The organism is Streptomyces sp. NPDC001219, assembly GCF_053597915.1.
Genome location: NZ_JBSFJF010000025.1, coordinates 41,285 through 66,994, shown reverse-complemented (window position 1 = coordinate 66,994; position 25,710 = coordinate 41,285). Strand labels below are relative to the sequence as shown.

General features: G+C 72.8%; 21 protein-coding genes. 3 read left to right on the top strand and 18 right to left on the bottom strand.

Annotated features, from left to right (window positions below; translation table 11 throughout):
• Positions 1-108: 108 nt before the first annotated feature.
• From ACWC9R_RS18515 to ACWC9R_RS18500, 4 genes are all read right to left on the bottom strand, one after another.
• On the bottom strand, positions 109-1,923 hold the full coding sequence (locus ACWC9R_RS18515) for a LytR C-terminal domain-containing protein (RefSeq protein ID WP_450732761.1): 1,815 nt from the start codon (positions 1,921-1,923) through the stop codon (positions 109-111).
• A gap of 24 nt (positions 1,924-1,947) precedes the next feature.
• Entirely contained in the window at positions 1,948-2,559 is a 612-nt protein-coding gene (nadD, locus tag ACWC9R_RS18510) for a nicotinate-nucleotide adenylyltransferase (RefSeq protein WP_362606855.1), read from the bottom strand.
• A gap of 52 nt (positions 2,560-2,611) precedes the next feature.
• Complete coding sequence (locus ACWC9R_RS18505; RefSeq protein ID WP_018088238.1) at positions 2,612-2,773, bottom strand: hypothetical protein; 162 nt, start codon at positions 2,771-2,773, stop codon at positions 2,612-2,614.
• Between the two features lie 120 nt (positions 2,774-2,893).
• The gene (locus tag ACWC9R_RS18500) at positions 2,894-3,043 is read right to left on the bottom strand and encodes a hypothetical protein (protein WP_393363257.1); all 150 of its coding nucleotides are present in this window, start codon (positions 3,041-3,043) and stop codon (positions 2,894-2,896) included.
• 150 nt (positions 3,044-3,193) lie between these two features.
• On the opposite strand from ACWC9R_RS18500, the gene ACWC9R_RS18495 reads away from it, so the two are divergent.
• Positions 3,194-4,276, top strand: a complete 1,083-nt coding sequence (locus tag ACWC9R_RS18495) for a M48 family metallopeptidase (RefSeq protein ID WP_450732758.1) — start codon at positions 3,194-3,196, stop codon at positions 4,274-4,276.
• 21 nt (positions 4,277-4,297) lie between these two features.
• Here ACWC9R_RS18495 and ACWC9R_RS18490 read toward each other — a convergent pair whose 3' ends face one another.
• From ACWC9R_RS18490 to proB, 5 genes are all read right to left on the bottom strand, one after another.
• The gene (locus ACWC9R_RS18490; protein ID WP_450732757.1) at positions 4,298-5,410 is read right to left on the bottom strand and encodes an SCO2583 family membrane protein; all 1,113 of its coding nucleotides are present in this window, start codon (positions 5,408-5,410) and stop codon (positions 4,298-4,300) included.
• Between the two features lie 107 nt (positions 5,411-5,517).
• On the bottom strand, positions 5,518-6,177 hold the full coding sequence (locus ACWC9R_RS18485) for an SCO2584 family spore wall biosynthesis protein (RefSeq protein ID WP_450732756.1): 660 nt from the start codon (positions 6,175-6,177) through the stop codon (positions 5,518-5,520).
• Between the two features lie 61 nt (positions 6,178-6,238).
• Complete coding sequence (locus ACWC9R_RS18480; RefSeq protein ID WP_450732754.1) at positions 6,239-7,507, bottom strand: glutamate-5-semialdehyde dehydrogenase; 1,269 nt, start codon at positions 7,505-7,507, stop codon at positions 6,239-6,241.
• A 72-nt stretch (positions 7,508-7,579) separates the two neighbouring features.
• On the bottom strand, positions 7,580-8,074 hold the full coding sequence (locus ACWC9R_RS18475) for a hypothetical protein (protein WP_450732752.1): 495 nt from the start codon (positions 8,072-8,074) through the stop codon (positions 7,580-7,582).
• 234 nt (positions 8,075-8,308) lie between these two features.
• Complete coding sequence (gene proB, locus ACWC9R_RS18470; protein WP_450732751.1) at positions 8,309-9,427, bottom strand: glutamate 5-kinase; 1,119 nt, start codon at positions 9,425-9,427, stop codon at positions 8,309-8,311.
• A gap of 434 nt (positions 9,428-9,861) precedes the next feature.
• Between proB and ACWC9R_RS18465 the strand changes: the two genes are divergently transcribed.
• Positions 9,862-11,949, top strand: coding sequence for a hypothetical protein (locus ACWC9R_RS18465; RefSeq protein ID WP_450732749.1), 2,088 nt, complete (start codon positions 9,862-9,864; stop codon positions 11,947-11,949).
• A 123-nt stretch (positions 11,950-12,072) separates the two neighbouring features.
• Here ACWC9R_RS18465 and obgE read toward each other — a convergent pair whose 3' ends face one another.
• The 9 genes from obgE to ACWC9R_RS18420 all read right to left on the bottom strand — a co-directional run bounded on the left by obgE (position 12,073) and on the right by ACWC9R_RS18420 (position 25,076).
• Positions 12,073-13,509 carry a GTPase ObgE gene (obgE, locus tag ACWC9R_RS18460; RefSeq protein WP_450732747.1) on the bottom strand — a complete coding sequence of 479 codons (1,437 nt, stop codon included), beginning with the start codon at positions 13,507-13,509 and terminating at the stop codon, positions 12,073-12,075.
• A gap of 186 nt (positions 13,510-13,695) precedes the next feature.
• Complete coding sequence (rpmA, locus tag ACWC9R_RS18455) at positions 13,696-13,953, bottom strand: 50S ribosomal protein L27 (RefSeq protein ID WP_018088248.1); 258 nt, start codon at positions 13,951-13,953, stop codon at positions 13,696-13,698.
• 14 nt (positions 13,954-13,967) lie between these two features.
• Complete coding sequence (gene rplU, locus ACWC9R_RS18450; protein ID WP_006605648.1) at positions 13,968-14,288, bottom strand: 50S ribosomal protein L21; 321 nt, start codon at positions 14,286-14,288, stop codon at positions 13,968-13,970.
• 279 nt (positions 14,289-14,567) lie between these two features.
• A complete protein-coding gene (locus tag ACWC9R_RS18445; protein ID WP_450732745.1) occupies positions 14,568-18,335 on the bottom strand; it encodes an Rne/Rng family ribonuclease in 3,768 nt (1,255 codons plus the stop codon).
• 217 nt (positions 18,336-18,552) lie between these two features.
• The gene (locus ACWC9R_RS18440) at positions 18,553-19,353 is read right to left on the bottom strand and encodes a TIGR03936 family radical SAM-associated protein (RefSeq protein WP_450732743.1); all 801 of its coding nucleotides are present in this window, start codon (positions 19,351-19,353) and stop codon (positions 18,553-18,555) included.
• A gap of 48 nt (positions 19,354-19,401) precedes the next feature.
• Entirely contained in the window at positions 19,402-20,628 is a 1,227-nt protein-coding gene (locus ACWC9R_RS18435) for a hypothetical protein (RefSeq protein ID WP_450732741.1), read from the bottom strand.
• A 48-nt stretch (positions 20,629-20,676) separates the two neighbouring features.
• Positions 20,677-21,231 (bottom strand): GNAT family N-acetyltransferase, encoded by a 555-nt coding sequence (locus ACWC9R_RS18430; protein WP_450732739.1) that lies wholly within the window; start codon positions 21,229-21,231, stop codon positions 20,677-20,679.
• Positions 21,232-21,385: 154 nt separating this feature from the next.
• Positions 21,386-23,308 carry a TIGR03960 family B12-binding radical SAM protein gene (locus tag ACWC9R_RS18425; protein WP_450732737.1) on the bottom strand — a complete coding sequence of 641 codons (1,923 nt, stop codon included), beginning with the start codon at positions 23,306-23,308 and terminating at the stop codon, positions 21,386-21,388.
• 157 nt (positions 23,309-23,465) lie between these two features.
• Positions 23,466-25,076, bottom strand: coding sequence for a CYTH and CHAD domain-containing protein (locus tag ACWC9R_RS18420; RefSeq protein WP_450732736.1), 1,611 nt, complete (start codon positions 25,074-25,076; stop codon positions 23,466-23,468).
• Between the two features lie 180 nt (positions 25,077-25,256).
• Between ACWC9R_RS18420 and ACWC9R_RS18415 the strand changes: the two genes are divergently transcribed.
• Positions 25,257-25,703 (top strand): ATP-binding protein, encoded by a 447-nt coding sequence (locus ACWC9R_RS18415; protein ID WP_450732734.1) that lies wholly within the window; start codon positions 25,257-25,259, stop codon positions 25,701-25,703.
• Positions 25,704-25,710 lie beyond the last annotated feature (7 nt).

Genomic DNA, 25,710 nt, shown 5'->3' with positions numbered 1-25,710 from the left:
GTGTTTCCGGACCCACCGGCCGGCTCCGGTGTCCGGGCCGGTCAGCGCCGGGGCCGGGCCGCCGGGGGCCCCGCCGCCACCGGTGGGGAGCCCGGCGCGTCCGGCCCGTCAGCCCTTGTAGTCCCGCCCCAGCACCACGGTGATGTCGGCGTTCGAGGCGCCCTTGCCCTGCCGGACCGCACCGGCCGGCAGCCCCAGTGTCTTGGCGACCTCCGCCGCCTTCGTCTTCTGGGCGGCGTCCGCGTAGGTGATCCGGGACGCGGCGGCCGCACCGGCGGCGCCGTCGTCGACGAAGGTGTAGCCGCCGTTGAGCAGCGCCACCTGCGCCTTGCCGGTGGCGGCCCGGTTGCCGGTGGCGTTACGGACCGCGACCCGGGCGGTCGCGTCGGGGGCGGTCTTCTTGACCGTGCCGCCGAGCACGTCCTTGACCACGCGTGCCGAGGTGGTCGGGCTGAGCGTCCCGTTCGCCTGCACGGGCAGCAGGGTGGTCCGGTAGGCGCCGGTCTTCGCCAGCTCCGCCCGCTGCGCCAGCGAGCTGCCCAGCTGGGCCTCGGTGAGCGGCGGGTCCAGCACCTGGAGCAGGGTCTTCACCGTGGTGGTGGCGCCGTCGGCGTCACTGGAGACCTTCTTCAGGGTCGCCTGCATGACCTGGCCGAACCGCTGCAGCTGCTTGGTCTGGGGCTCGCCCGGCCCCAGGTAGGTGGCGTAGGCGACGGCGGCCTGACCGCTGAGGTCCTGGGCGCTGCCCTGTTTGACGACCGGGGAGGCGCCCTTCTTGGCGCCGGGGACGGTGGCGTCGGTGTCGAGGGTGATCCCGCCGACCGTCTCGACCAGGTTCTCCAGGTACGGGGTGTCCAGCCGCCAGCTGGCCTTGAGGTCGGCGCCCAGGAGGCTGTTGAGGGCGTCCCGGGTCGGCTCGGTGCCCTCGTCCTTGACGGACTTGCCGAGCGTCGTGGTGGTGCCGTCGTCCTTGGAGACGAGGAGGCTGTTGGGCAGGAGGACGGTGGTGCCCTTGTCGGTGGTCTCGTTGTCCACCAGCAGCGCCGTCGAGCTGTTCCCCGACGTGGTGTCCCGCAGATGGACGACGAGGACGTCGCGCTTCTGCCCGGCGCCCGCGGCGGCCGCATCAGCGCCCGGAGCGGCCACGCCCGGCAGCTTGCCCGCCCACCAGAGATAGCCGACACCACCGGCGGCCAGCAGGGCCAGCACCACCGACAGCGCGACGATCCGGCTGCGGCCGCGCCGCTTGGCCTCCTCGCGCCGCTCGGTGCGGCTCTCGGTGAACTTCAGCCAGTCGATGACGTCTTCGGAGTCCTCGTCCGGCTCCTCGATGAAGGAGAACTGCTCGGTGCGGTACTCGGGACCGCCGTCGGCGGGCGCGGCGGGACGGCCCGCGGCGTCCGGCCCGTCGGTGTCGTCGGGGGCGCGGCGCTGCGCCGGCGGCCGGGGCGGGCCGTCCTGGCGCTGCGGTGCGGGCTCCTCGTAACGGGGCGGCTCCCCATAGGGCTGCTCGTACGGGGACTGCTGGGCCTGCTGCGGAATCCAGTCCTGCTGGTGCTGCGGGTCCTGCTGGGCGGGGCCGTACGGGTCGTACTGCTGCGGATAGCCGGGCTGCGCCGGCGCCTGCCCGCTCCCGTAGGCGTCGTAGCCGTACTCCTGCTGCGCCTGGTAGGGCGGCCGGCCGGCCTGGTGGTCCTGAGCGGTCTGGCCGCCGTACGGGTCGTAGCCCTGGTAGGCGGTGGCGGCGGCCTGCTGCCCGTACGGGTCGTAGTGCTGCTCGTACGACGGCTGTGCGGCGTCGTGGTACACCGGCTGCCCGTAGGCGTCGTAGGTGTAGCCCGACTGCTGCCCGTGCCGCTCCTGGGCATACGGGTCGTGGGCATACGGGTCCTGCGGCCCGTACGCGTCCTGTCGGTCGCTCACCGGTGCCCCTTTCCGTCAGCCCCGTCAGCGGTCGTTGCGGTACAGCTCTTTTTTGTCGATGTAGCGCACCACACCGTCCGGCACCAGGTACCAGACCGGCTCCCCCTGGGCGACGCGCGCCCGGCAGTCGGTCGAGGAGATGGCCAGCGCCGGCACCTCGACCAGGGACACCGCTCCCTCGGGCAGCCCGGGGTCCGCGAGGACGTGGCCGGGCCTGGTCACCCCGATGAAGTGGGCGAGTGACACCAGCTCCGCGGCATCGTGCCAGGTCAGGATCTGGCTGAGCGCGTCGGCGCCGGTGATGAAGAACAGATCCGCGTCACGGTGCTCGGTCCGCAGATCACGCAGCGTGTCTATCGTGTACGTCTTGCCGCCGCGGTCGATGTCGATCCGGCTGACGGAGAACTGCGGGTTCGACGCGGTCGCGATGACCGTCATCAGATACCGGTCCTCGGCCGGGGACACCGTCTTGTGGCTCTTCTGCCACGGCTGTCCCGTCGGCACGAAGATGACCTCGTCGAGGTGGAACTGGCTGGCCACCTCGCTGGCGGCGACCAGGTGTCCGTGGTGGATCGGGTCGAACGTCCCGCCCATCACTCCGAGTCGCCGCTTCACGGGCCCTGTGTGCTCTCCCATGCGTGCAGACCCTACTGGGCGGCGCGCGATGCCGGGGGCCGGGTGCCGGGGCTCAGCGGTCCCGGTTGAAACGGGTGGTGATCCAGAGCAGGAGGAGCAGGATAAAAAGGGCGCCGCCGCCGGTCACGAAGGGGCTGAGGCTGGCGTGACCGCCCTCGTGCCCGGGTTCGGCGGCGAGGGTGGCCAGGGACTGTGCGGTGGTGTGCAGGCTCATCGTCGGCAGGACCAATCCGGGCTGGGGTCGGGCGGAGACTTCCACCACATCGTAAGCGGCGGCTCACCGTGGGCCCACGGCGACTCCGTCCGGACCCGCCCCGCGGCGGCCGGCGGAGGGTCAGTCCCGGCCGTAGCCGCGCAGCAGGAACCAGGCGAGCAGGGCGGCGCCCACCACTCCACCGATGATCACGGTGCGCAGAATCCATCCCGGTCCGGCGTCCCTGGCGGTCTCCTGGGCCGCGGCGAGCAGCAGGTTCGGATACGGCATGACGAGGCGCTCCTCTGGTACGGCCGGGTGGTCATGTGTCCGGGCCCGTGCGGGTATTGGTGCGATCGCCAGCGTACGCCCGAGCATCCATTCGTCTGTCGGTGGCGTCCTCTAGTCTGAACGCACGCAGTCGAACAGGGGGAGGCCCCAATGACGGAGAGCCCAGGCGGCAGCGCAAACGTACCGAGCCGGGACCGGCGGCGGTTCCCCGGCATCTCGTCGCGGGCGTACGAGCACCCGGCGGACCGCTCGGCGCTGGTGGCGCTGCGCAAGCTGAGCGGGTTCGACACCGTCTTCAAGACGCTCAGCGGCTTGTTGCCGGAGCGCAGCCTGCGGCTGCTGTTCCTGTCGGACTCGGTACGGGTGAGCGACCAGCAGTTCGCGCACCTCAACGCCATGTTGCGCGATGCCTGCTACATCCTGGACCTGGAGAAGGTCCCGCCGATGTACGTGAATCAGGACCCGCAGCCCAACGCCATGTGCATCGGTCTCGACGAGCCGATCATCGTGGTGACGACCGGCCTGGTCGAGCTGCTGGACGAGGAGGAGATGCGGGCGGTCGTCGGCCACGAGGTCGGCCACGCGCTGTCCGGTCACGCGGTGTACCGCACGATTCTGCTGTTCCTGACGAACCTGGCGATGAAGGTCGCCTGGATTCCTCTGGGCAACGTCGCGATCATGGCGATCGTGACGGCACTGCGCGAGTGGTTCCGCAAGTCGGAGCTGTCGGCCGACCGCGCCGGGCTGCTGGTCGGGCAGGATCTGCAGGCCTCGATGCGCGGCCTGATGAAGCTGGCCGGCGGCAATCACCTGCACGAGATGAATGTCGACGCCTTCCTGAAGCAGGCGGACGAGTACGAGTCCGGCGGCGATCTGCGCGACTCCGTGCTGAAGATCCTCAACCTGCTGCCGCGCAGCCACCCGTTCACCACCGTGCGGGCGGCCGAGCTCAAGAAGTGGGCGGCCGGCCGCGACTACCAGCGGATCATGGACGGCCACTACCCGCGCCGGGACGAGGACAAGGACACCTCGGTCTCCGACTCGTTCCGGGACTCCGCCGCCCACTACGCCGACTCGATGCGCAACAGCAAGGACCCGCTGATGGGCCTGGTGCGCGACATCGCGGGCGGTGCGGGCGACCTGGGCGGCAAGCTGCGCGACACGGTCTTCCGCGGCGGCTCACGGCCCGACGGCCAGGGCGGCGCCAACGGGAACGGCGGAACGGGCTCCTAGGGCTCGCCCCGGGACCCCTTCCTAGCGCATCGGACGGCTCGGCTTCGGCTGGGCGGAGGGTGCCAGCTCGCCGCAGAGGGAGGGGTTGACGCGGTCCCTGGCGTAGGGGTCGGTGCCCGAGGGCCGGTCACTGCCGGCGTGCTGTCCCGCGAACAGCGGGCGCAGCGCGTCGGCCGGCTTCGAGGAGCAGGCCAGCGGCCCCGCCTGCAGGCTGCTCTGCAGCACCTCCAGGCGGTGGTCGCTGAGGTTCTCGCGGGTCAGCCGGAAGTGCACCTCACGGCGGACGGTGACCAGCGAGGCGGCGCCCGCTGTCGGCTTGCCGGTGTCCGCGTGCGGTGCGCCGGGCGCGGGCCGCACCGCGTAGACGAAGGTGTAGTCGGCGGTCACATCAAGGGCGTCCGGGCTCAACTCCGAGGCAGCCAGCGTGCCGTTGACCCGTACGTCCCGGTCGGCGAGCCGGGTCTGGCGCGGGTCGAAGCGGATCAGCCAGCCGGTCGCGGCGTCGTGGCCGTTGTCGTCCGGGTGCGCCATGCTCCGGTCGAACTGGTCGAGTTGACGGGTGTCGAGCAGCAGCCGCACCGGCCGTACGGAGCCGCCGGTGAGGGTGTCCGGGTCCAGCGAGGATCGGACGAGGTAGTCCTTCGCGATGGTCAGCGCGGAGACGATCTGCCCGTCGGAGAAGTGCTCGGTGCGAGAGACGGCGGGCAGATTCACGCCCTCCGCGCCGATCCGGTAGTTCGCCGCGGGGCTGTGCGCGAAGAGATCGTCCGGCGTCGCGCCCGGCACCTTCCCGGCCGGCGCCAGCGGCACCACGGCGGACCGCAGCGCCTGCGCCCGGACCGTCTCCGGGGTCTTGTACGGGTGCCGTACGCCCATGTAGACGGCGGTGCCGAAGGCGAGCACGATCAGCAGCACCAGCAGGATCGCCTGCCGGGAGCCGCCGAGGCGCCGCCATGCGTGCCGGGTCTTGACGGCGGGTGAGTGGTGCTCGCCGAGTCGCTCGTCCGCGGAGAATTCCTGCAGCCGCGCAGCCCGAACAAACGATTCGTCGAAGACGACGGATCGGTATTCGTCCTCACCGCCTCCCGGGGCGCCGTTGGGCGTCCCTTCCGGAGGGTCACCAGGCCCGGTCATACAACAAGAGTAGGTCTGCCGGGGCGAACGTAAACGCGGGGGCGCCGGGCAACTTCGCCGGGCAAAGCGGTTTCAGGCGTCCGATTTGCGGGAAGTGTGCCGCGCCGTCAGTGCTGCCTGGGCACCGCCGAGAACGAGGGCCGCGGGGCCTCCGCGGACGGCGGCGACGGGAGGCCGGGGCGCGCCGTACGGGCCCCGTCCGGACCGCCCGTGACCGGGGCGTCCACGCCGCTGGAGGCGGGTGCCGGAGCCGGGTTCTGGGGCCGCCCGGAGGAGCCCCGGTAGACGGCGCTGAAGGCCAGCGCGACCAGCCCGATCCCCATCACCACGGCCAGCACCCAGGCGACCGGCCGGTGCCAGCGGGTGCCGCCGCGGTACGGACGCAGCGCTCCGCCGTAGGGGCCATACGGGTCATGCGGCGGATAGTCGCCGTACTCCCCGTCGTCGTACTCTCCGTAAGCGGCGTAGCCGTCGTAGTCGTCGGGCTCGCGGCCACGGCGCCGGCGGCGGGGTCCGGTCTCGTCCACGTCGTCGCCGTCGGGGCCGAAGCCGGGGCCGGAGCGGGCCGCCTCGGCCTCCGCGCGTGCCTCGGCGGCGGCCAGCATCCGCTCGACCGCCGAGGGCTCGTGAATACGGGCGGACCGGACGAATTCCTCGTCGAAGACCACGGAGGCGAATTCTTCGTCCGCTTTTCCGTGGCTCCCGTGGTGGTGCTCGTCGGGCTCTTCACCGTCCGGGAACGGCTTGCCCCCCACGTCGTCCGGCACCCGTCCAGGTTAGCCCCGGCCGGTCGTTTTGGGCAGGGAGAACGGGGAATCCGGGGGACCTTCAGCGGGTGTGGCCGTCGCCCGTGACGATGTACTTCGTGGACGTCAGTTCCGGCAGTCCCATGGGGCCGCGGGCGTGCAGCTTCTGCGTCGAGATGCCGATCTCCGCGCCGAAGCCGAATGCGCCGCCGTCGGTGAAACGGGTGGAGGCGTTGACCGCGACGGTGGTGGAATCGACCAACTGGGTGAAACGGCGGGCGGCGGCCTGCGAGGTGGTGACGATGGCCTCGGTGTGGCCGGAGGTCCAGCGCCGGATGTGCGCCACCGCCGCGTCCAGGTCGGGCACCACGGCGGCCGCGATGTCGTACGAGAGGTACTCCGTCGCCCAGTCCTCGTCGGTGGCGGGGGCCACCAGTCCGGGGCCGGCCTGCTGCCAGGCGGCGTCGCCGTGCACGATCACACCGGCCTGGGTCAGCGCCTCCAGGGCGCGCGGCAGGAACTTCTCGGCGATCCCGGCGTGCACCAGCACCGTCTCGGCGGCGTTGCAGACGCTGGGCCGCTGGGCCTTGGAGTTGACCAGGATGTCGACGGCCATGTCGAGGTCGGCGGCCTCGTCGACGTAGACGTGGCAGTTGCCGGTGCCGGTCTCGATCACCGGGACGGTGGACTCCTCGACGACCGTACGGATCAGCGAGGCGCCGCCGCGCGGGATCAGCACGTCGACCAGGCCGCGGGCGCGCATCAGCTCCCGCACCGAGTCCCGGCTCTCCCCCGGCACCAGCTGCACCGCGTCGGCGGGCAGCCCGGCGCTCTGGACGGCGTCGCGCAGCACCTCCACCAGGGCGCTGTTGGAGGCGTACGCGGACGACGAGCCGCGCAGCAGCACGGCGTTGCCGGACTTCAGGCACAGGGCCGCGGCGTCGACCGTCACATTGGGCCGGGCCTCGTAGATGATCCCGATCACGCCGAGCGGGACCCGGACCTGCCGCAGGTCGAGGCCGTTGGGCAGGGTCGAGCCGCGCACCACCTCGCCGACCGGGTCGGGCAGCGCCACGACCTGGCGGACGTCGGCGGCGATGGCCGCGATCCGCTCGGGGGTGAGGGTGAGCCGGTCCACGACCGACTCGGCGGTGCCGGCCGCCCGCGCCTTGGCGATGTCCTGGGCGTTGGCGGTGACGATCGCGTCGGTCCGCTCCACCAGGGCGTCGGCGATGGCGAGCAGCGCTGCGTCACGGGCCGTACGCGGCAGTGGCGCCAGGACGGCGGCTGCCTCCCGCGCGCGGCGGGCGGCCTCGAGGACGGGCGAGGAGTGCGGTGCGCTGCTGGTCATGGCCGCAGCCTAGCGGGGCGGCGGGGCGGGGCCACGCCGTATCTCACAGCGCGGGACGCGGACGGCCGGTGGTCAGAACGGGTGGACGCCGATCGGGGAGGCCGGCGGCGGACCGTAGCCCTCCGCGAGGCGCTGGTGGTAGGTCCTGCGGTCGATGACCTCCAGGCCGACGATCTCCCAGGGCGGCAGCTTGGCCGTCGAGCGGTGCTCGCCCCACAGCCGCAGGGCGACCGCCGCGGCGTCGTGCAGGTCCCGCGCCTCCTCCCAGTAGCGGATCTCGGCGTGGTCGTTGGCGTAGCGGCTGGTCAGCAGGAACGGATGGTCGTGGGCGAGCTGCTCCAGGGCCCGCCGGACCTCCTTCAGCGGGGCCTCGGCGCCCGCGACGCTGAGGGTGATGTGCCACAGACGGGACACCTCCCGGCGGCCGCCCTCCGGGGCGGGCCGGTCGGCGCCGTCACGCTCCGCGGCCGGCGGGTCCGGCAGGCCGGTGTCCTCGCCGGTTCCGACGCTGGTCAGGGTGCGCTCCGCCGTCCCTCGGGGCGGTGACCCCGGTCGCCCTCGTCTCACCGGCGGCCTCCTGTGATGAGAATCGCTCCGTCCCGGGGGCGCGGAGCCGTCGTACATCGGCGGGTGCGCGTGCGCGCTGCGGGCGCCGCTCCCCTTCGGCGTCCGCAACAAAGTTGACCAGCCCGCGGCCCGTCGCGGGGGCGTTTTCACCAAGGTCCCCATGGAAAGGCCGGTCCGTGCACCGGGACGGTGGGGCGGTTTTCGGCCGCCGAGGGGCACGGCCGCGGACGGCCGTCAGGGGTGCAGCAGCACCAGGTCGTCGCGGTGCACGACCTCCCGCTCATAGGCGGGGCCCAGCTCGCGGGCGAGATCGCGGGTCGAACGGCCAATCAAACGGGGGATTTCCCGGGCATCGAAATTGACCAGGCCACGGGCGACCGCGCGGCCCCCGCCGTCCCGCAGCTCCACCGGGTCACCGGCGGAGAACTCGCCCTCCACGGCGGCGATGCCGGCGGGCAGCAGCGAGGAGCGGCGCTCCACGACGGCCCGCACCGCCCCGTCGTCCAGGACGAGCGCCCCGCGCGGTGTGGAGGCGTGCGCGAGCCACAGCAGCCGGTCGGCGGAGCGGCGGCCGGTGCGCAGGAAGTGGGTGCCGGTCGAGCCGCCGGCCAGCGCCTCGGCGGCGTGCACGGCGGAGGTCAGGACGACCGGGATACCGGCCGCGGCCGCGATCCGGGCCGCCTCGACCTTGGTGACCATGCCGCCGGTGCCGACGCCGGCCTTGCCCGCGCTGCCGATGGAGACGCCCTCCAGGTCCTTGGGCCCGCCGACCTCGGCTATCCGGGAGGTGCCGGGGGTGGCCGGATCGCCGTCGTAGAGGCCGTCGACGTCCGAGAGCAGGATCAGCAGGTCGGCGCGGACGAGATGGGCGACCAGGGCCGCCAGCCGGTCGTTGTCGCCGAAGCGGATCTCGTCGGTGGCGACGGTGTCGTTCTCGTTCACGATCGGTACCGCGCCCATGGCCAGCAGCTGGTCGAGGGTCCGGTAGGCGTTGCGGTAGTGGGCCCGGCGGCTGGTGTCGTCGGAGGTCAGCAGGACCTGGCCGACGCGGCGGCCGTAGCGGGCGAAGGAGGCGGTGTAGCGGGCGACCAGCAGGCCCTGGCCGACGCTGGCGGCGGCCTGCTGCCGGGCCAGGTCGCGGGGCCGCCGCTCCAGCCCCAGGGGCGCCAGACCGGCCGCGATGGCACCGGAGGAGACCAGCACGATCTCCTTGTCCTGGTGCTTGGCCAGCACGTCCACCAGCGCGTCGACCCGGTCCGCGTCCAGTCCCCCCGCGGCCGTGGTCAGCGAGGACGAGCCGACCTTCACCACGATCCGGCGGGCGTCCTTCACGTCCTGCCTTGCGCCTGCCACCTGCGTACCCCTGTGCTCGCCGTTCCCACCGCCGCACGGGGATCGCTGTTCGCCCCGCACCACGGCCCTACGGGCGCAATCTACGGCAGTACGGACCACGGGCGCTCCGTGATATCGCCTGGCGGACGCCGGGTGAGACCCGCCACGCCGGTTCACGGGCACGCGGAGGCGACCCGCACAATGGAGGCCGCGTCCCCCGTTAGCCCCGTACCCACGAGGTTTTCCTAAGAGGGAAGCCGGGGCCGGCGGGTTGCGTTCGATTGATCCGCTTTCGCGGTGATGAGAGCCACAGCAGATTGTCACCGGGGCCAACAAGGTCATACGGTCGGGTGTCCATCGGTCCCGTATCGCCGCTCCGGCGGCGTCGCAGCGCGGGACCCGGCCGCCCCCCTCGGCCTCCCTCTGACCTTTCGTGCTGCCAGGAGCCCTCCCCCGTGCCTTCCGCCGGAATCGTCCCCCGCCGAGCCGTACAGCTCGCGGCCCTCTTCGCGATGATGGTCGCGTTCACCGCGCAGCTCCTCGGAGCGCTGCTGCCCGTCATCCCGCTGTTCATCGCCGCATCCGTGGTCAACCTGGGTCTCGACCTGGTCCTCCAGCACAAGCAGCCCGGCCTGCTCGCGGTGCTCGGCCGGATTCGGTTCGACGTCACGGTGCGCCAGTTGCTGCGCGACATGCTGATACTGGTCGGCCTGCTGCACATCGACGGCATCAACCCGCTCGAGGAGCAGGCGCCGCTCACCATCACGCTGCTCCTCTTCTACGGCACCCACTTCGTGTGCCAGGCGGTCGCGGTGCTGGTCCGCCGGACCCGCAGCATGCCGTTCGTCACCCGCAACATCGACGCGAGCGCGCTGCGCCTGTGCGACGCCCCGCCGCGCATCCTCTCCCGCCAGACGGGCCGCCGCCTGCTGCGCTTCTCGGTGCCGACCACCACCGGCATGATGCTCACCGCGATCACCACCGACGCGTACTGGGGCGGCATCGGCCTCGCCGTCTCCCTGGCCCTGTCCGCCGGCGGCACCCTCTACCTGGGCACCTGGCTGCTGCCCAAGCACCGGGTGGCCAGTGAGAAGCAGGCGCTGGAGTGGCTCGACAACTGGCTGGCGGAGTACCGCCCGACGGTCGGTATGTACTTCTCCGGCGGCGCCTCCTCCGCCTACCAGGCCAACATGTGGCTGAGCACCCTCGCCGACCTGGACGGCAACCCGATCATCGTGCTGCGCGAGCGCTTCATGGTGCAGAAGATCGAGGCCACCGACATCCCGATCGTGTGCATCCCGAAGGTCGCCAACCTGATGCGCCTGGAGCACTCCGCGCTCAAGGTGCTGCTGCACCCGGCGAACTCCGGCAAGACCTCGCAGATCCTGCGCATCCCGTCCATCAAGCACGCCTTCATCAACCACGGTGAGAGCGACAAGCTGTCCTCCTGCAACCCGTACGCGAAGGCGTACGACGAGGTCTGGGTGGCGGGCCCGGCGGCCCGTGACCGCTACCAGCTCGCCGACATCGGCGTCGAGGACAAGGACGTCATCGAGGTCGGCCGCCCGCAACTGGCGCCGATCCGGCCGCAGTCGGGCGCCCCGGCCGGCCGGCTGACGACCGTGCTGTACGCCCCGACCTGGGAGGGCTGGGACGGCAACCCGGGCAACACCTCGGTGATCCTGGCGGGCGAGAACATCGTCCGCGAGCTGCTCGCCGACGAGAACGTGCGGCTGCTGTACAAGCCGCACCCGATGACCGGTTCCGTGGACCCGCGTGCGGGCGCCGCCAACACCCGCATCCAGGCGATGATCAACGAGGCGAACTCCCGGCGCGGCGGGGAGCGGCCCGGCGCGGAGGCCGCCGCCGAACTGGCCCGCCGTACCGAGGAGCTGAACGCTCTGACCACCTCCGCGTTCCGCAAGAGCGCGGACGAGCTGGAGCGGATGCGGCTGCAGGGCACCCCGCAGGAGGGCCGCGCCGCCGCCGTCGCGGCGGCCGTCACCGCCTGGGAGGAGGCCTACTGGAACTCCTTCCCGGAGTGGGAGCACCGCGTCATCACCACTGCCCGCCCCGGCATCTTCAGCTGCTTCAACCAGGCCGACGTGCTGGTCAGCGATGTCTCCAGCGTCGTCTCCGACTACCTGACGAGCGAGAAGCCGTACGCCGTCGCCAACACCTCGGGGATGAGCGAGGACGACTTCCGGGCGAACTTCCCGACCGTGCGGGCGGCGACGATCCTCACGCCGGACGCGGCGCAGGTCGCCGGTCTCCTCGACGCGGTCCGCGACCCGGAGCGGGACACCCTGGCCGCGGAGCGGGCCGAGCTGAAGGAGCACCTGCTGGGCCCCTCGGACCCGCCGTCGTCGGTCCGCTTCAACCAGGCCGCGCTGGCGCTGGGCACCAAGGCCGACGAGCGCCGTGTCCGGATGGAGAACCGGCTGTCCGGTATCCCCGGCCAGCGCTCGCAGGAGGACGCGGACACCCCCGAGACGGCCGGGGACCCGGCCAACGGCACCACGGACGCCACCGCAGGCGTCTGAGCCCGCGGCGGGCCGCCCCACGGCGGCACACACGGGGAAGGCCCCGGGAGGATCTCCTCCCGGGGCCTTCCCCGTTTCCGTACCGCGTTTTCCGTACCGCCGGGCGGCCCCGGCGGCGCGGCCTCAGAAGGGCTTGAAGCGCTCGTACTCCTCGGCGGCCTCGTCCCGCTCCGCGTCGCGGTCCCGGCGGCGCTGGGCGGCCGGGCGGGGCGCCTCCAGACGGTGGTCCTCACCGCGGCGGCCGAGCATCTCCGCACCGGCTGCCATGGTCGGCTCCCAGTCGAAGACGACCGCGTTGTCCTCGGGGCCGATCGCCACGCCGTCCATGGCGCGGGCGCCCGCCTTGAGCAGCGCGTCCTCGACACCGAGGCGGTTGAGCCGGTCGGCGAGGTAGCCGACGGCCTCGTCGTTGTTGAAGTCGGTCTGGCGCACCCAGCGTTCGGGCTTCTCGCCGCGGACGCGGTAGAAGCCCTCGCCCTCCTGCGTCACCGTGAAGCCGGCGTCGTCCACGGCCTGCGGCCGGATCACGATCCGGGTGGCCTCCTGGACCGGCTTGGCGGCGCGGGCCTTCGCGACGATGTCGGCGAGGGCGTACGACAGCTCCTTGAGGCCCTGGTGGGCGACGGCCGAGACCTCGAAGACGCGGTAGCCGCGCTCCTCCAGGTCGGGGCGGATCATGTCGGCGAGGTCCTGGCCGTCGGGGATGTCCACCTTGTTGAGGACGACCACCCGCGGCCGGTTCTCCAGGCCGCCGTACTGGGCCAGTTCCTCCTCGATGACATCCAGGTCGGAGACCGGGTCACGGTCCGACTCCAGGGTCGCGGTGTCGAGGACGTGCACCAGGACCTCGCAGCGCTCGACATGGCGCAGGAACTCCAGACCCAGGCCCTTGCCCTGGCTGGCGCCCGGGATCAGCCCCGGCACGTCGGCGATGGTGTAGACGGTCGAACCGGCCGTCACCACACCGAGGTTGGGCACCAGCGTCGTGAAGGGGTAGTCCGCGATCTTCGGCTTGGCGGCGGAGAGCACCGAGATCAGCGAGGACTTGCCGGCGCTCGGGTAGCCGACCAGCGCCACGTCGGCGACGGTCTTCAGCTCCAGCACGATGTCGCGGCCCTCGCCGGGCTCGCCGAGCAGCGCGAAGCCGGGGGCCTTGCGGCGGGCGGAGGCGAGCGCGGCGTTGCCGAGGCCACCCCGGCCGCCCTGGCCCGCGACGAAGGTGGTGCCCCGGCCGACCATGTCGGCGAGGACCTCGCCGTTCCCGTCGAGCACGACCGTGCCGTCCGGGACCGGCAGGACCAGGTCCTGGCCGTTCTTGCCCTCACGGTTGTCGCCGGCGCCGGGCTGGCCGTTGGTGGCCTTGCGGTGCGGGTGGTGGTGGTAGTCGAGGAGGGTGGTGACGTCCGGGTCGACGACCAGGATCACATCGCCGCCACGGCCGCCGTTGCCGCCGTCCGGGCCGCCGAGCGGCTTGAACTTCTCACGGTGAACGGAGGCACAGCCGTGGCCTCCGCTACCCGCGGCGACGTGCAGCTCGACGCGGTCCACGAAGGTGGTCATGGTGGGGGTGCCTCCAGATAACTGCGGGGTGTCGCGGCCGGGCGCGGGGGCGCCGTACCGCGGATGTCTCTCTTACTGCGGTGTTTCTCTGACAACGCCCAAGGGCGGACCGGCCTTCCCGCTCTCGCGGGAAAGGCGGTCCGCCCTCGGAATGCTGCGATGCGTGGAACTACGTCCGGGCCGGAATTACTCGGCGACCGGGACGATGTTCACGACCTTGCGGCCACGGTGGGTGCCGAACTGCACCGCACCGGCAGCAAGGGCGAACAGGGTGTCGTCGCCGCCGCGGCCGACGCCCGTGCCCGGGTGGAAGTGGGTGCCACGCTGGCGGACCAGGATCTCACCGGCGAGGACGGCCTGACCGCCGAAGCGCTTCACGCCGAGCCGCTGAGCATTGGAATCGCGACCGTTCCGAGTGGACGATGCGCCCTTCTTGTGTGCCATGTCTCCTCAGTCCCTTACTTCGCCGGAGCGTCGATGCCGGTGATCTTCAGCGCCGTGTGGAGCTGGCGGTGGCCGATCCGCTTCTTGTAACCGGTCTTGTTCTTGTACTTCTGAATCCGGATCTTGTCGCCCTTGTGGTGGTCCACGACCTCGCCCTGGACCTTCACGCCGGCCAGGACCCACGGGTCGCTGGTGACCGAGTCGCCGTCAACGACCAGCAGCGTGGAGAGCTCGACGGTGTCGCCGACCTTGCTGGTGGAAATGCGGTCAACCTCGATGACGTCGCCAACAGCAACCTTCTGCTGGCGCCCGCCGGTGCGCACGATCGCGTACACGCGGAACTCTCTTTCGCTAGAAACGGGTCCTCTGATGCCAGCCGCTCACACGGGCGCGGGATGGGGCCCGTGAAATCCGAGTGGATGAGCGGCCTCCCTCGGCGGACCGAGAGGTGTTTGCTCAGGGGTTTGGTGTCTTAGACACCGACGGTCAAGGTTACGGGGCCTTGACCAGGGGGTCAAACCGGCCCCGGACCGCCTGGGTCCGGGGCACGGCCTGCGTGCTCGGTCCTCCGTGGAGGAGAGCCCGGTGCGTACACCGGGCTCCGCGGGAACGGCTTACGCCGCGCCCTCCGCCTGTGCCACCGCGGGCTCCCCGTCGGCAGCGGTCTTCTTGGCCGCCGCCTTCTTCGTCGTCGCCTTCTTCGTGGTGGTCTTCTTCGCCGTGGCCTTCTTGGCGGTGGTGGTCTTCTTCGCCGCCGCCTTCTTGGCCGTGGTCTTCTTCGCCGTGGTCTTCTTGGCCGCGGCCTTCTTCGTGGTCGCCTTCTTCGCGGTCTTCTTGGCCGCGGGCTCCTCCGCTCCGGCCTCGGCCTCCTCGGCCGGCGCCGGCTCGGTGGCCTGCTCCGCCGCCGGGGCGGTGATCACGACGGTCGCCGCGGAGTCGTCGGAGACCTCCGGGGCGGTCACCCGACGGGTCACCCGGCGGCGCGGACGGGCCGGCGCGGGCTCCGGCTCCGCGGCCGGCGCCTCGGCGACCGGCTCCGGAGCGGGCTCCGGCTCCGGTGCCGCCACCGGCTCGGCGGGCACCACGATCTCGGCGGCCTCCTCGGTCGCCTTGGGGGCACCGGCCGGCGCGGACGCCTTCCGGCTCGCCCGGCGGCGGCCACGGCCCCGCCCGGCTGCCGCCTCGGCCTCGGCCGGGCTGCTGAACCACTCGTCGGCCTCGGCCACCGCGGGCTGCAGCTCGGCCTCCGTCACGGTGACGGGCTCCAGCTCCGGCGCGGTCTCCGGCGCCTGCTGGGCCGCCTCGGCCTCCTGGACCTGCGGCTCGGACGGTGCGCCCTTGCCCTTCTTCTTGCGCTTGCCACCGCCGCCGGCGGTCGTCGGCTGGTCCATGTGGACGATCACGCCACGGCTGTTGCAGTGCACACACGGCTCGGAGAAGGACTCCAGCAGGCCCTGGCCGACCCGCTTACGGGTCATCTGGACCAGGCCCAGCGAGGTGACCTCGGCGACCTGGTGCTTGGTCCGGTCCCGGCCCAGGCACTCCAGCAGACGCCGCAGCACCAGGTCCCGGTTGGACTCCAGCACCATGTCGATGAAGTCGATCACGATGATGCCGCCCAGGTCGCGCAGCCGCAGCTGGCGCACGATCTCCTCGGCCGCCTCCAGGTTGTTCCTGGTGACCGTCTCCTCCAGGTTGCCGCCCTGGCCGGTGAACTTGCCGGTGTTGACGTCGACCACGACCATCGCCTCGGTCCGGTCGATCACCAGCGAACCGCCGCTGGGCAGCCAGACCTTGCGGTCCAGCGCCTTCATCAGCTGCTCGTCGATGCGGTACGTCGCGAAGACGTCGACGTCCGAGGTCCACTTCTGGAGCCGGTCGACGAGGTCCGGGGCGACATGCGCGACATAGCCGTGGATGGTCTCCCAGGCGTCGTCACCGCTGACGATGACCTTGGAGAAGTCCTCGTTGAAGATGTCGCGGACGACCCGGACGGTCATGTCCGGCTCGCCGTAGAGCAGGGTCGGCGCGCTGGAGCTGTTGCTCTTGGCCTTCTTCTGGATCTCTTCCCACTGGGCCTGCAGCCGCTGGACGTCGCGCGCCAGCTCCTCCTCGCTCGCGCCCTCCGCCGCGGTGCGCACGATGACGCCCGCGTCCTCGGGAACGATCTTCTTGAGGATCTGCTTCAGCCGCGCCCGCTCGGTGTCGGGCAGCTTGCGGCTGATACCGGTCATCGAGCCCTCGGGCACGTAGACCAGGTAGCGGCCGGGGAGCGAGACCTGGCTGGTGAGCCGGGCGCCCTTGTGGCCGATCGGGTCCTTGGTGACCTGCACCAGCACGGACTGGCCGGACTTCAGCGCGGTCTCGATGCGGCGCGGCCCGTTGGCCATGCCCAGCGCCTCGAAGTTGACCTCACCGGCGTACAGCACGGCGTTGCGGCCCTTGCCGATGTCGACGAACGCGGCCTCCATCGACGGCAGGACGTTCTGCACCTTGCCGAGGTAGACGTTGCCGACGTACGAGGTCGCCTGCTCCTTGTTGACGAAGTGCTCGACGAGCACGTTGTCCTCGAGGACGCCGATCTGGGTGCGCTCACCGCTCTGGCGGACGACCATGACCCGCTCGACGGCCTCACGGCGCGCCAGGAACTCCGCCTCGGTGATGATCGGCACCCGGCGGCGGCCCTGCTCACGCCCCTCACGGCGGCGCTGCTTCTTGGCCTCCAGACGCGTCGACCCCTTGATCGACTGCACCTCGTCGGCGCTGGTGCCCTCGTCCTTCTTCCGGGGCTCACGGACCTTGACGACCGTGCGCTCCGGGTCGTCGCCGTTGCCGGCCTCGCCCTCGACGCCCTCACCGGTACGACGGCGGCGGCGACGGCGACGGCGGCTGCTGCTGGAACCGCCGGCCGACGACTCCTCGGCCTCCTCCTGGTCCGGCTGCCCGGCGTGGTCCTCGGCGTCCTCGGACTCCGCCTCGGCGTCCCGCTCGTCGGCGGTCTGCTCGTCGGCGCCCTCGGCGGCCTCACCGCGACGACGGCGGCGGCCACCACGGCGGCGGCGGCGCGAGGGGCGCTCGGCGGACTCGTCCTCGCCCTGGCCGTTCTCGGCCGACTCGGTCTCCGGCTCGGCCGCGGCTTCCTCGGCCGCCGGCTCCTCGGCCGGGGCGGCGGACACCTGCTCGGGCTCGGCCGGGGCGCCACGGCGGCGACGGCGGCGCGAACCCGTGGCGGGCTGCTCCTCCACGGCCGGCTCGGCGGGGGTCTCGTCCTGGCGGGCCGCGGCGGCAGCGGCGGCCGCGGTCTCCGGCGTCTGGAACATCGGCTCGGTGAAGACCGGCGGCTGGAAGACGGCGGTCGGGGGCCGCTGCGCACGGCGGCGACCGCGCGGCGGCTCCTCCGCCGCGGGCTCCTCCTCGGCACGGGGCGCCTCGGCGGCCGGCTCCGCGGCACGCTCACCACGGCGGCGGGCCCGGCGGCGCGGCGCCTCGGCGGTCTTGTCCTCGGCGGTCCTGTCCTCAGCGGCCGGGGCCTCCTCGGGCTCGGCCGCGGGCTCCTCGGCCGCCTGCGGGGCCTCCGAGGGAGCGGTGGTCTTACGGGTGGCGCGGCGACGGGTCCGGGCGGGCTTGGCGTCCTCGGCGGGCGCGGGGGCCGCTTCCTCGGCGGCCGGAGCGGCCGGTGCGGCGTTCTCGTCCGCGGTCACGGTCTCCTCGACGGCGCTCGCCTGGGGGGAGCCGGCCGGAGCGGTGGCCTTACGGGTGGCGCGGCGGCGGCTGCGGCGCGGCGCGGCGTCCTCGTCCTGCGGCACCTCGGCGGGCGCCTCCACGACGGCGGCCGGGGCTTCGGCGGCGGGCGCCTCGGCGGCCACCGGCTCCGGGGCGGTCACGGGCTGCGGGGAGCCGGCCGGAGCGGTCGCCTTACGGGTGGCGCGGCGGCGGGCACGGCGCGGCGCGGCGTCCTCGTCCTGCGGCGCCTCGGCGGGCGCCTCCACGACGGCGGCCGGAACCTCGGCGGTCTCCTCGGCGGTTTCCTCGGCGGCCAGGTCCTCCGGCTCACCGGAATCCGGCTGCGGGGCACCGGCCGGAGCGGTGACCTTACGGGTCGCGCGGCGGCGGGTACGGGCCGGCTTGGCCTCGTCGCCGGTGGTCACCGCGGCGGCGGTGGTCTCCTCGGCCAGGGCCGGATCGGCCACGGTCGGGGCGGTGGTCTCGGTGCTCACCACCGCGGCCTCGGCGGCACCGGCCGACGGCGGACCGGCCGGCCGGGAGGCCGCGCGGCGCCTGCGGCGCGGCGGCAGCGTGTCACTGGGTGAGTGGTTGTCGTTGTCGGCGGCACCGCGATCCTGGGAATGCGTGGATCGGGTGGGCTCAATGGGCTCGAGCATGCGGGCGGTTCTCCCGTCACGCTCCCGGGCGCCGCGCCTGATTCCGGCCGCGGTCCGCGTGATGAGCGCGGTCCCGCTCCGGGGCGCGGGCGCCGCACGGGAGCTGTCGTCTCGCTCGTCGGCCCCGGTTGGGCGGGACCGGCGAAAGTCTCCTGGTCAGTGCGCCTGCCGGACCGGGGTGGCTCCCTGGTTGATCGGCGACGCGACGACGGCGGTCCTACGCAGTACCGTCCCCGGCTGCCGGGGAGGCCCCACTCGTCGCCTTCGCGGCACTCAGCCCGGCGGCCGTGGGTGGGGCGGCCGTGGCAGCGTCGCGGTCGGGCGCTAGCGGGTCAGTCACCGCGCCGGTCTCCTCATCGAGCAGCCCCTGCGCCAGCCTGGTCACCGCAGCGGGGACCGGCGGCGCCAGGTCGGCCGTAGCTCGGAGGCCGGACAGGACGTCGTCGGGTCGAACGGCAGGTGTCAGATGCCGAACAACCAGCCGCAGTATCGCACAGGCATTGCCGTCGGGCCTATCGCTCTCGCGACCGGTGACCTCCAGACGCGTCACCGCGGCCCGTGCGTCGAAGGTCCGCATGCCGCTTTTCGTACGGCGCTCGACCTGTACCTCGTCCGCGGCGAGGAACGCCTCGACGGCGCGCCCGGCCACCTCCGGCGCGACCCCGTCGAGCCGGATCTCCCACACCGAGGCCTCCAGCCGGTCGGCCAGGCCGCTGGTGCGGGACTCGACGGCGTCGGTCACGTCCAGCCCGTCCGGCAACGACGCGTCGAGGAGTTCGCGCAGCTTGCCGGGGTCTCGGTGCTCGGCGAGCTGGATCTCCAGATACTCGGCCTCGCTGCCCGTACCGGTCGGGGCGGCGTTGGCGTACGACACCTTGGGGTGCGGGGTGAAGCCCGCCGAATAGGCCATGGGGACCTCGGCGCGGCGCAGCGCCCGCTCGAAAGCGCGCTGGAAGTCGCGGTGGCTGGTGAACCGGAGGCGGCCGCGCTTGGTGTAGCGCAGTCGGATGCGCTGCACCGCCGGTGCGGGCGGCGGGCCTTCGGGCTGTCGCTTGCCCAGTGTCGTTCAGTCCTTCGTGAGTGCGGTCGTACTGCTACCAAGAGTACGTGCCCCGGACGTCCCCGGTTCCCGCCGGGGCGGACCGGCGGCGGCCCGCTGCGGCTCACGGGGCGCGCCGAACAGGGCGTGCCGCAGCTCTCTGCGGGTCTGCCGCACCGTCTCGCGGGCGGTGCGCAGCGCCTGCCGGACCGGTCGCCAGATGCCGTCGCGGAGGGCGTGGCCGAGCGGGGTGAGGACGGTGCGGTACACCCAGCGCACCGGCTTGACGAAGAGCCACCGCAGCACCGCGCCGAGGAACCGGCCGATGGCCCGGGAGATCATCCCGGCGACCCGCCAGCAGTGTCCGAACGCCGCCCCGGTCTCGCGGACGAGGACCGTCACCACGGTGACCAGCGCCTGCCCGGCCGGCCGCAGCACATAGCGCCACAGGGCGGCCAGCGGCACGATCACGGTCCACCGGACGAGGGCGGCGAGCACGGCGCCGACACCCCGCACCAGCCAGGCGATCCCGCGCCCCAGGGGCGTCAGCACCGCCGCGTACAGCCACCGGGCCGGCACCACCACCAGATACCGCACCAACCACGCCACCACCACAACAGCCGCCCGGCCCACCGGCGCCAGCACATACCGCCACAACGCCACCCACGGCCACACGAACAACGCCCTGCCCAACCACCCCAACACCAGCCCCAACCCCCGCACCAGCCACGCGATCCCCCGCCCCACCGGCGTCAGCACCGCCGCGTACAGCCACCGGGCCGGCACCACCACCAGATACCGCACCAACCACGCCACCACCACAACAGCCGCCCGACCCACCGGCGCCAGCACATACCGCCACAACGCCACCCACGGCCACACGAACAACGCCCTGCCCAACCACCCCAACACCAGCCCCAACCCCCGCACCAGCCACGCGATCCCGCGCCCCACCGGCGTCAGCACATACCGGCCGAACCAGACCGCCGGTGCGACGACCAGCGTGCGCCAGGCCCATGCCACGGGGAGGACGACGAGGGTGTGCCCCAGCCAGGCGAGGCCGCGGCCGACGGGGCGCAGCACGCTGCGGTGAACGGCGCGGCCGAGGGCGGCCAGCGCGTCCCACACCAGGCGCACCGGCACCACGAGCACCAGCACCACGATCCGTACCGGAAGCCGGACCGCGGTGGTCAGACAGCCCTCGCCCGGCTCGTACCGCTCGGGCTCCCGCCGGTTCTTCTCCATGGGCTCCATCGGGCCCTCCCCCTTGTGCGCTTCGGTACGCCGGACGCGCCGTGGTGGCTACGGCCCGGCGGTGGCCGCGTCCGGGTGAATCCAGTACCGCAGCTTGTCGTCCCGCTGGTCCTCGAAGACCCCGCCGCAGGCCTCGATGACCTTACGTGAGGCGGTGTTGGTGTCATCGCAGGTGACCAGCACCGGGTCGATGCCCAGCTCGTCACGGGCCACCGGCAGTGCGGCGCGCAGCATCGCGGTGGCGTGGCCACGGCGGCGGGCCCCGGGCCGCACCCCGTAGCCGATGTGTCCGCCCCAGGTGAGGAGGGACGGGGTGAGCCGGTGGCGGAAGGCGACGCGCCCCAGGTAGGTGTCGCCGTCCACCCACCAGCGGGTGCTCAGCGGAACCACGCCGTCGGCGCGTTCGTGGTCCATGACCCCGCCGACCGTGCCGACGTACTCCGCGAAGCCGTCCGCGGTCGCCCAGCGGCCGCGCCAGGTCCGCAGCTCGTGGGCCATGCTCGAGTGCGGGGTGGAGTCCGCGCCCTCGGCGAGGAACTCGTCCATCGCGGCGAGGAAGGAGGCGTGGACGGCGACGGTGGGGGCGATGAGCTGTGCTGACATCGCCTCATTGTGCGTGAGCACGCCACGGCCCGGCCACCCGCAGTATGCGGAGGGCCGGGCCGAAAAGGCGTACGGAGAGCGCTACTTGACGGCGGTCAGCCGCAGCGGCTCGCCCCCGCGTCCGCGGGGAACGACCGTCCCGCTCCGGCCGAGGTCACTTCACCATCAGCGGGAGCAGCTTCTTGCCCGTCGGGCCGATCTGGATCTCGGTGTCCATCTGCGGGCAGACGCCGCAGTCGAAGCACGGGGTCCAGCGGCAGTCCTCGACCTCGGTCTCGTCGAGGGCGTCCTGCCAGTCCTCCCAGAGCCAGTCCTTGTCGAGGCCGGAGTCCAGGTGGTCCCAGGGCAGGACCTCCTCGTACTCCCGCTCACGGGTGGTGTACCAGGCGACGTCGACGCCGAAGCCGGGCAGCGTCTCCTCGGCGGCCTTCATCCAGCGGTCGTAGGAGAAGTGCTCGCGCCAGCCGTCGAAGCGGCCGCCGCCCTCGTAGACGGCACGGATGACCGAGCCGACGCGGCGGTCGCCGCGCGAGAGCAGGCCCTCGACGATGCCGGGCTTGCCGTCGTGGTAGCGGAAGCCGATGGAGCGGCCGTACTTCTTGTCGCCGCGGATCTTGTCCCGGAGCTTCTCGAGACGGGCGTCCGTCTCCTCCGCGGACAGCTGCGGCGCCCACTGGAAGGGGGTGTGCGGCTTGGGGACGAAGCCGCCGATGGAGACCGTGCAGCGGATGTCGTTCTGACCGGAGGCCTTGCGGCCCTCGGCGATGACCCTGACCGCCATGTCGCCGATCTGGAGCACGTCCTCGTCGGTCTCGGTCGGCAGACCGCACATGAAGTACAGCTTCACCTGCCGCCAGCCGTTGCCGTAGGCCGTGGAGACGGTCCTGATCAGGTCCTCTTCGGACACCATCTTGTTGATGACCTTGCGCATCCGCTCCGAGCCGCCCTCGGGCGCGAAGGTCAGGCCCGAGCGACGGCCGTTACGCGTCAGCTCGTTGGCGAGGTCGACGTTGAACGCGTCGACCCGGGTCGACGGGAGCGACAGGCCGATCTTGTCTTCCTCGTACCGGTCGGCGAGCCCCTTCGCGATGTCGCCGATCTCGGTGTGGTCCGCGGAGGACAGCGACAACAGGCCGACCTCCTCGAATCCCGTGGCCTTCAGGCCCTTGTCCACCATGTCGCCGATGCCGGTGATGCTTCGCTCCCGTACGGGGCGCGTGATCATGCCGGCCTGGCAGAAACGGCAGCCGCGGGTGCAGCCACGGAAGATCTCGACCGACATCCGCTCATGGACGGTCTCGGCCAGGGGAACGAGCGGCTGCTTGGGGTAGGGCCACTCGTCGAGGTCCATGACGGTGTGCTTGGACACCCGCCACGGGACGCCGGAGCGGTTCGGCACGACGCGGGAGATCCGCTTGTCGGCCAGGTATTCGACGTCGTAGAACTTGGGGACGTAGACGCTGCCGGTCCGCGCGAGGCGGAACAGCAGCTCGTCACGGCCGCCGGGCCGGTCCTCGGCCTTCCAGGCGCGGATGATCTCGGTGATCTCCAGCACCGCCTGCTCGCCGTCGCCCACCACCGCGCAGTCCAGGAAGTCCGCGATCGGCTCGGGGTTGAACGCCGCGTGGCCGCCCGCCAGGACGATCGGGTGGTCCTCGGTGCGGTCCTTGGCCTCCATGGGGATACCGGCGAGGTCCAGGGCCGTGAGGAGGTTGGTGTAGCCCAGCTCGGTCGAGAAGGAGACGCCGAGCACGTCGAAGGCGCCGACGGGGCGGTGCGCGTCGACCGTGAACTGGGGGACGCCGTGCTCCCGCATCAGCGCTTCGAGGTCCGGCCACACGCTGTACGTGCGCTCCGCCAGCACGCCCTCGCGCTCGTTGAGGACCTCGTAGAGGATCATGACGCCCTGGTTGGGCAGACCGACCTCGTACGCGTCCGGGTACATGAGCGACCAGCGGACATCGCAGGAGTCCCAGTCCTTGACGGTGGAGTTCAGCTCACCGCCGACGTACTGAATGGGCTTCTGCACATGCGGGAGCAGGGCCTCGAGCTGCGGAAAGACCGACTCGGCAGACATCTCGTACCTTCGTGAGCTGGCAGGGGGCGACTCTCAAGCGTAACTGCTTCCAGCCACCCCTCTCGCACGGCGGCCGGACGGCCCCGCGGCCGCGGGAAGCACCCCGGCGCCGGCGGCGCGCTGCCGTGCACCGGTCAGGCGACCGGCCCCCGGCAGGTCACGGCCGGAGCGCGGCCCGGTGCCTGCGGCGCGAGGCCTTCCGCCACACGTCCGGCAGCGCCCGCTCCCGGTCCGCCGCCAGCGCCTCCTCGCGCCCGTACAGCAGGCCGAAGGTGAAGCCGCCCTCTCCGGCCTGCTGCGCCTGGGTCGCCAACTCGCGCAGGGCGCCGCGCGCCACCACGCTGTCCTGGTGGTCGCCGAGCAGCTGCTGCACCCGCTTGGTCCGCCTGGCGAACTTCTTCGCCGGGCCGCCGAGTGCCGGACGGGCCGCCTCCGCGGCGTAGCGGGTGCGCTTGGCCGCCTTGCGGGCGCCGTGCAGCGCCTCGTCCCGTTCCCGCCCTGCCGGTGCGGTCAGCGCGGTCTCCATCCGGCGGGCCAGCCGCCGGTGGTCCTTGAGCACGGCGGCGGCCACCGCCTCGGGCGCCGGACGGCCGGCGGCCCCGCGCAGCGGCGGGTCCGCCAGGAAGGCGTGCAGAGCCGCCAGCAGGGACAGATAGCGCGGTCCGTCCAGGGCGGCGAGCAGGCCGTCCCGCGCACCGGCCCGGCGCCGTTCGGACCAGATGCGCAGCCGGGCGTCCACCGGGCCGAGCCGGAGCGTGGCGGGCGTCTCGTCCAGCGCCGCCCGGAGCCGTCCGGTCAGCACCTCGCGGTCCCGCTCCACCCCCAACTCCGCGGCCAGCCACTTGAGTTCGACGCCGAGGGGGCGGGTGGCGGCGCGGTCGAGGACCTTGGCGTACGAGCGGAAGGCGCTGCGCAGACGGCGGGTGGCGACCCGCATCTTGTGCACCGCGTCGGGCAGATCGCGCCGCACCGCGGGGTCCAGCTCGATGATCGCCCGGATCTGGTCACGGGCGTAGCGCAGAACGACGTCCCCGGCGGTCCGGCCCTTCTGCGGCTCCTCCGCCTTCTTCGGCTTCTCCGGCTCCTTCGCCTTCTTCCGGCCCTTCCCGCCCGCGCCCTTGCCCTTGGCTTTGGCCTTGCCCGCGCCCTGCCCCGTCTCGGCCAGGGCGCGGGCCAGCTTCGACGCCGCGGAGGCGGGGCGCACCCCCGCAGCGGCCAGGGCCCGGCCGATCTCGTCCAGCAGCCCGGTGTCGCCCTGCCCGAGCAGCTCCACCTCGATCTCGCGCCAGCGGGCCTTGGCGGGCCCCGGGCCGGTCTTCCCCGCCGCGCCGTCGAGCCGCCACGCGCGCACCACGTCCTCGGCCACCTCCGCGAGCGGTGCGCCCGCGGCGTCCCGCAGCACCCGGACCGTGCGCCGGGTGCGCAGCCGTACGAGTGGGAGCAGTTCCCGGTCCAGCGTGCGGGAGCGGACGAGGGCGGTGAGTTCGGCGGGGGGCATCTCGGAGAGCGGTGCCCGCAGTTCGTCGCGCACCCCCGGGGCGACCGGCAGTTTCAGGTGCCAGCCGGCGTCCTTGCCGCCGGTGCGCCTGCGGAGGGTGAGGCCGTCGGCGGCGAGGTGCCGGCCGGCGGTGTCGTAGTAGACGGCGTCGAGTTCCTCGGTGCCCGCCTCCTCCACGGCGGCGACCCGGTCGACGCCGGTCAGGTCGGGCAGCCGGGTGCCGTCGTCGGCCTCGTACTTCCGCTCGATCTCCCGCACGGTGTCCGCCATGCATCGAATCTAGTCACGTCTCCCGGCCGCCACCACCCGCCCGGAGCGGGCAGCTGTCACGGGGCCGGAATCCGCCGGAGCGGGTGGCACGCGCCGTACGGCGTGACTTACGGTGCGTGATGAGCCCGCCACGCTGAGTGGTATCGGGCGTACTCGACCCCTTCGGGGAGGGAGACATCCGTGCACCCCCAGACCGCACCCGTCACCCGGACACCCATCCGCGTCCCGGCAGGCGCCCGTTCGCATCTGCTGACCACACCGAGCAGCCCCACCGCCCCGAAGGCGGCCCGCGACTTCGTCCGCGCGGTGCTGCGCCGCACCCCCCTCGCCCCGCTTCTCGACACCGCGGTGCTGCTCACCTCGGAGGCGGTGACCAGCTCCCATCTGCGGACGCCGCGGTCCGCCGACATCCTGCTGCGGATGCTGACCACCGGGCACGGGCTGCGGATCAGCGTGCACGACGAGGCGCCGGTGCGGATTCCCCGGCCGGCCGCGGCGCCCGGGGAGCCGGAGGACGATCACGGGCTGCTGCTGACCGGGCGGCTCGCCGACGACTGGGGCACGACGCCGTTCGGCGGCGTGCCGCGGTCCGCCTCCCTCTGGTTCGAGCTGCGCCTGGGAGGATGAGACGGCG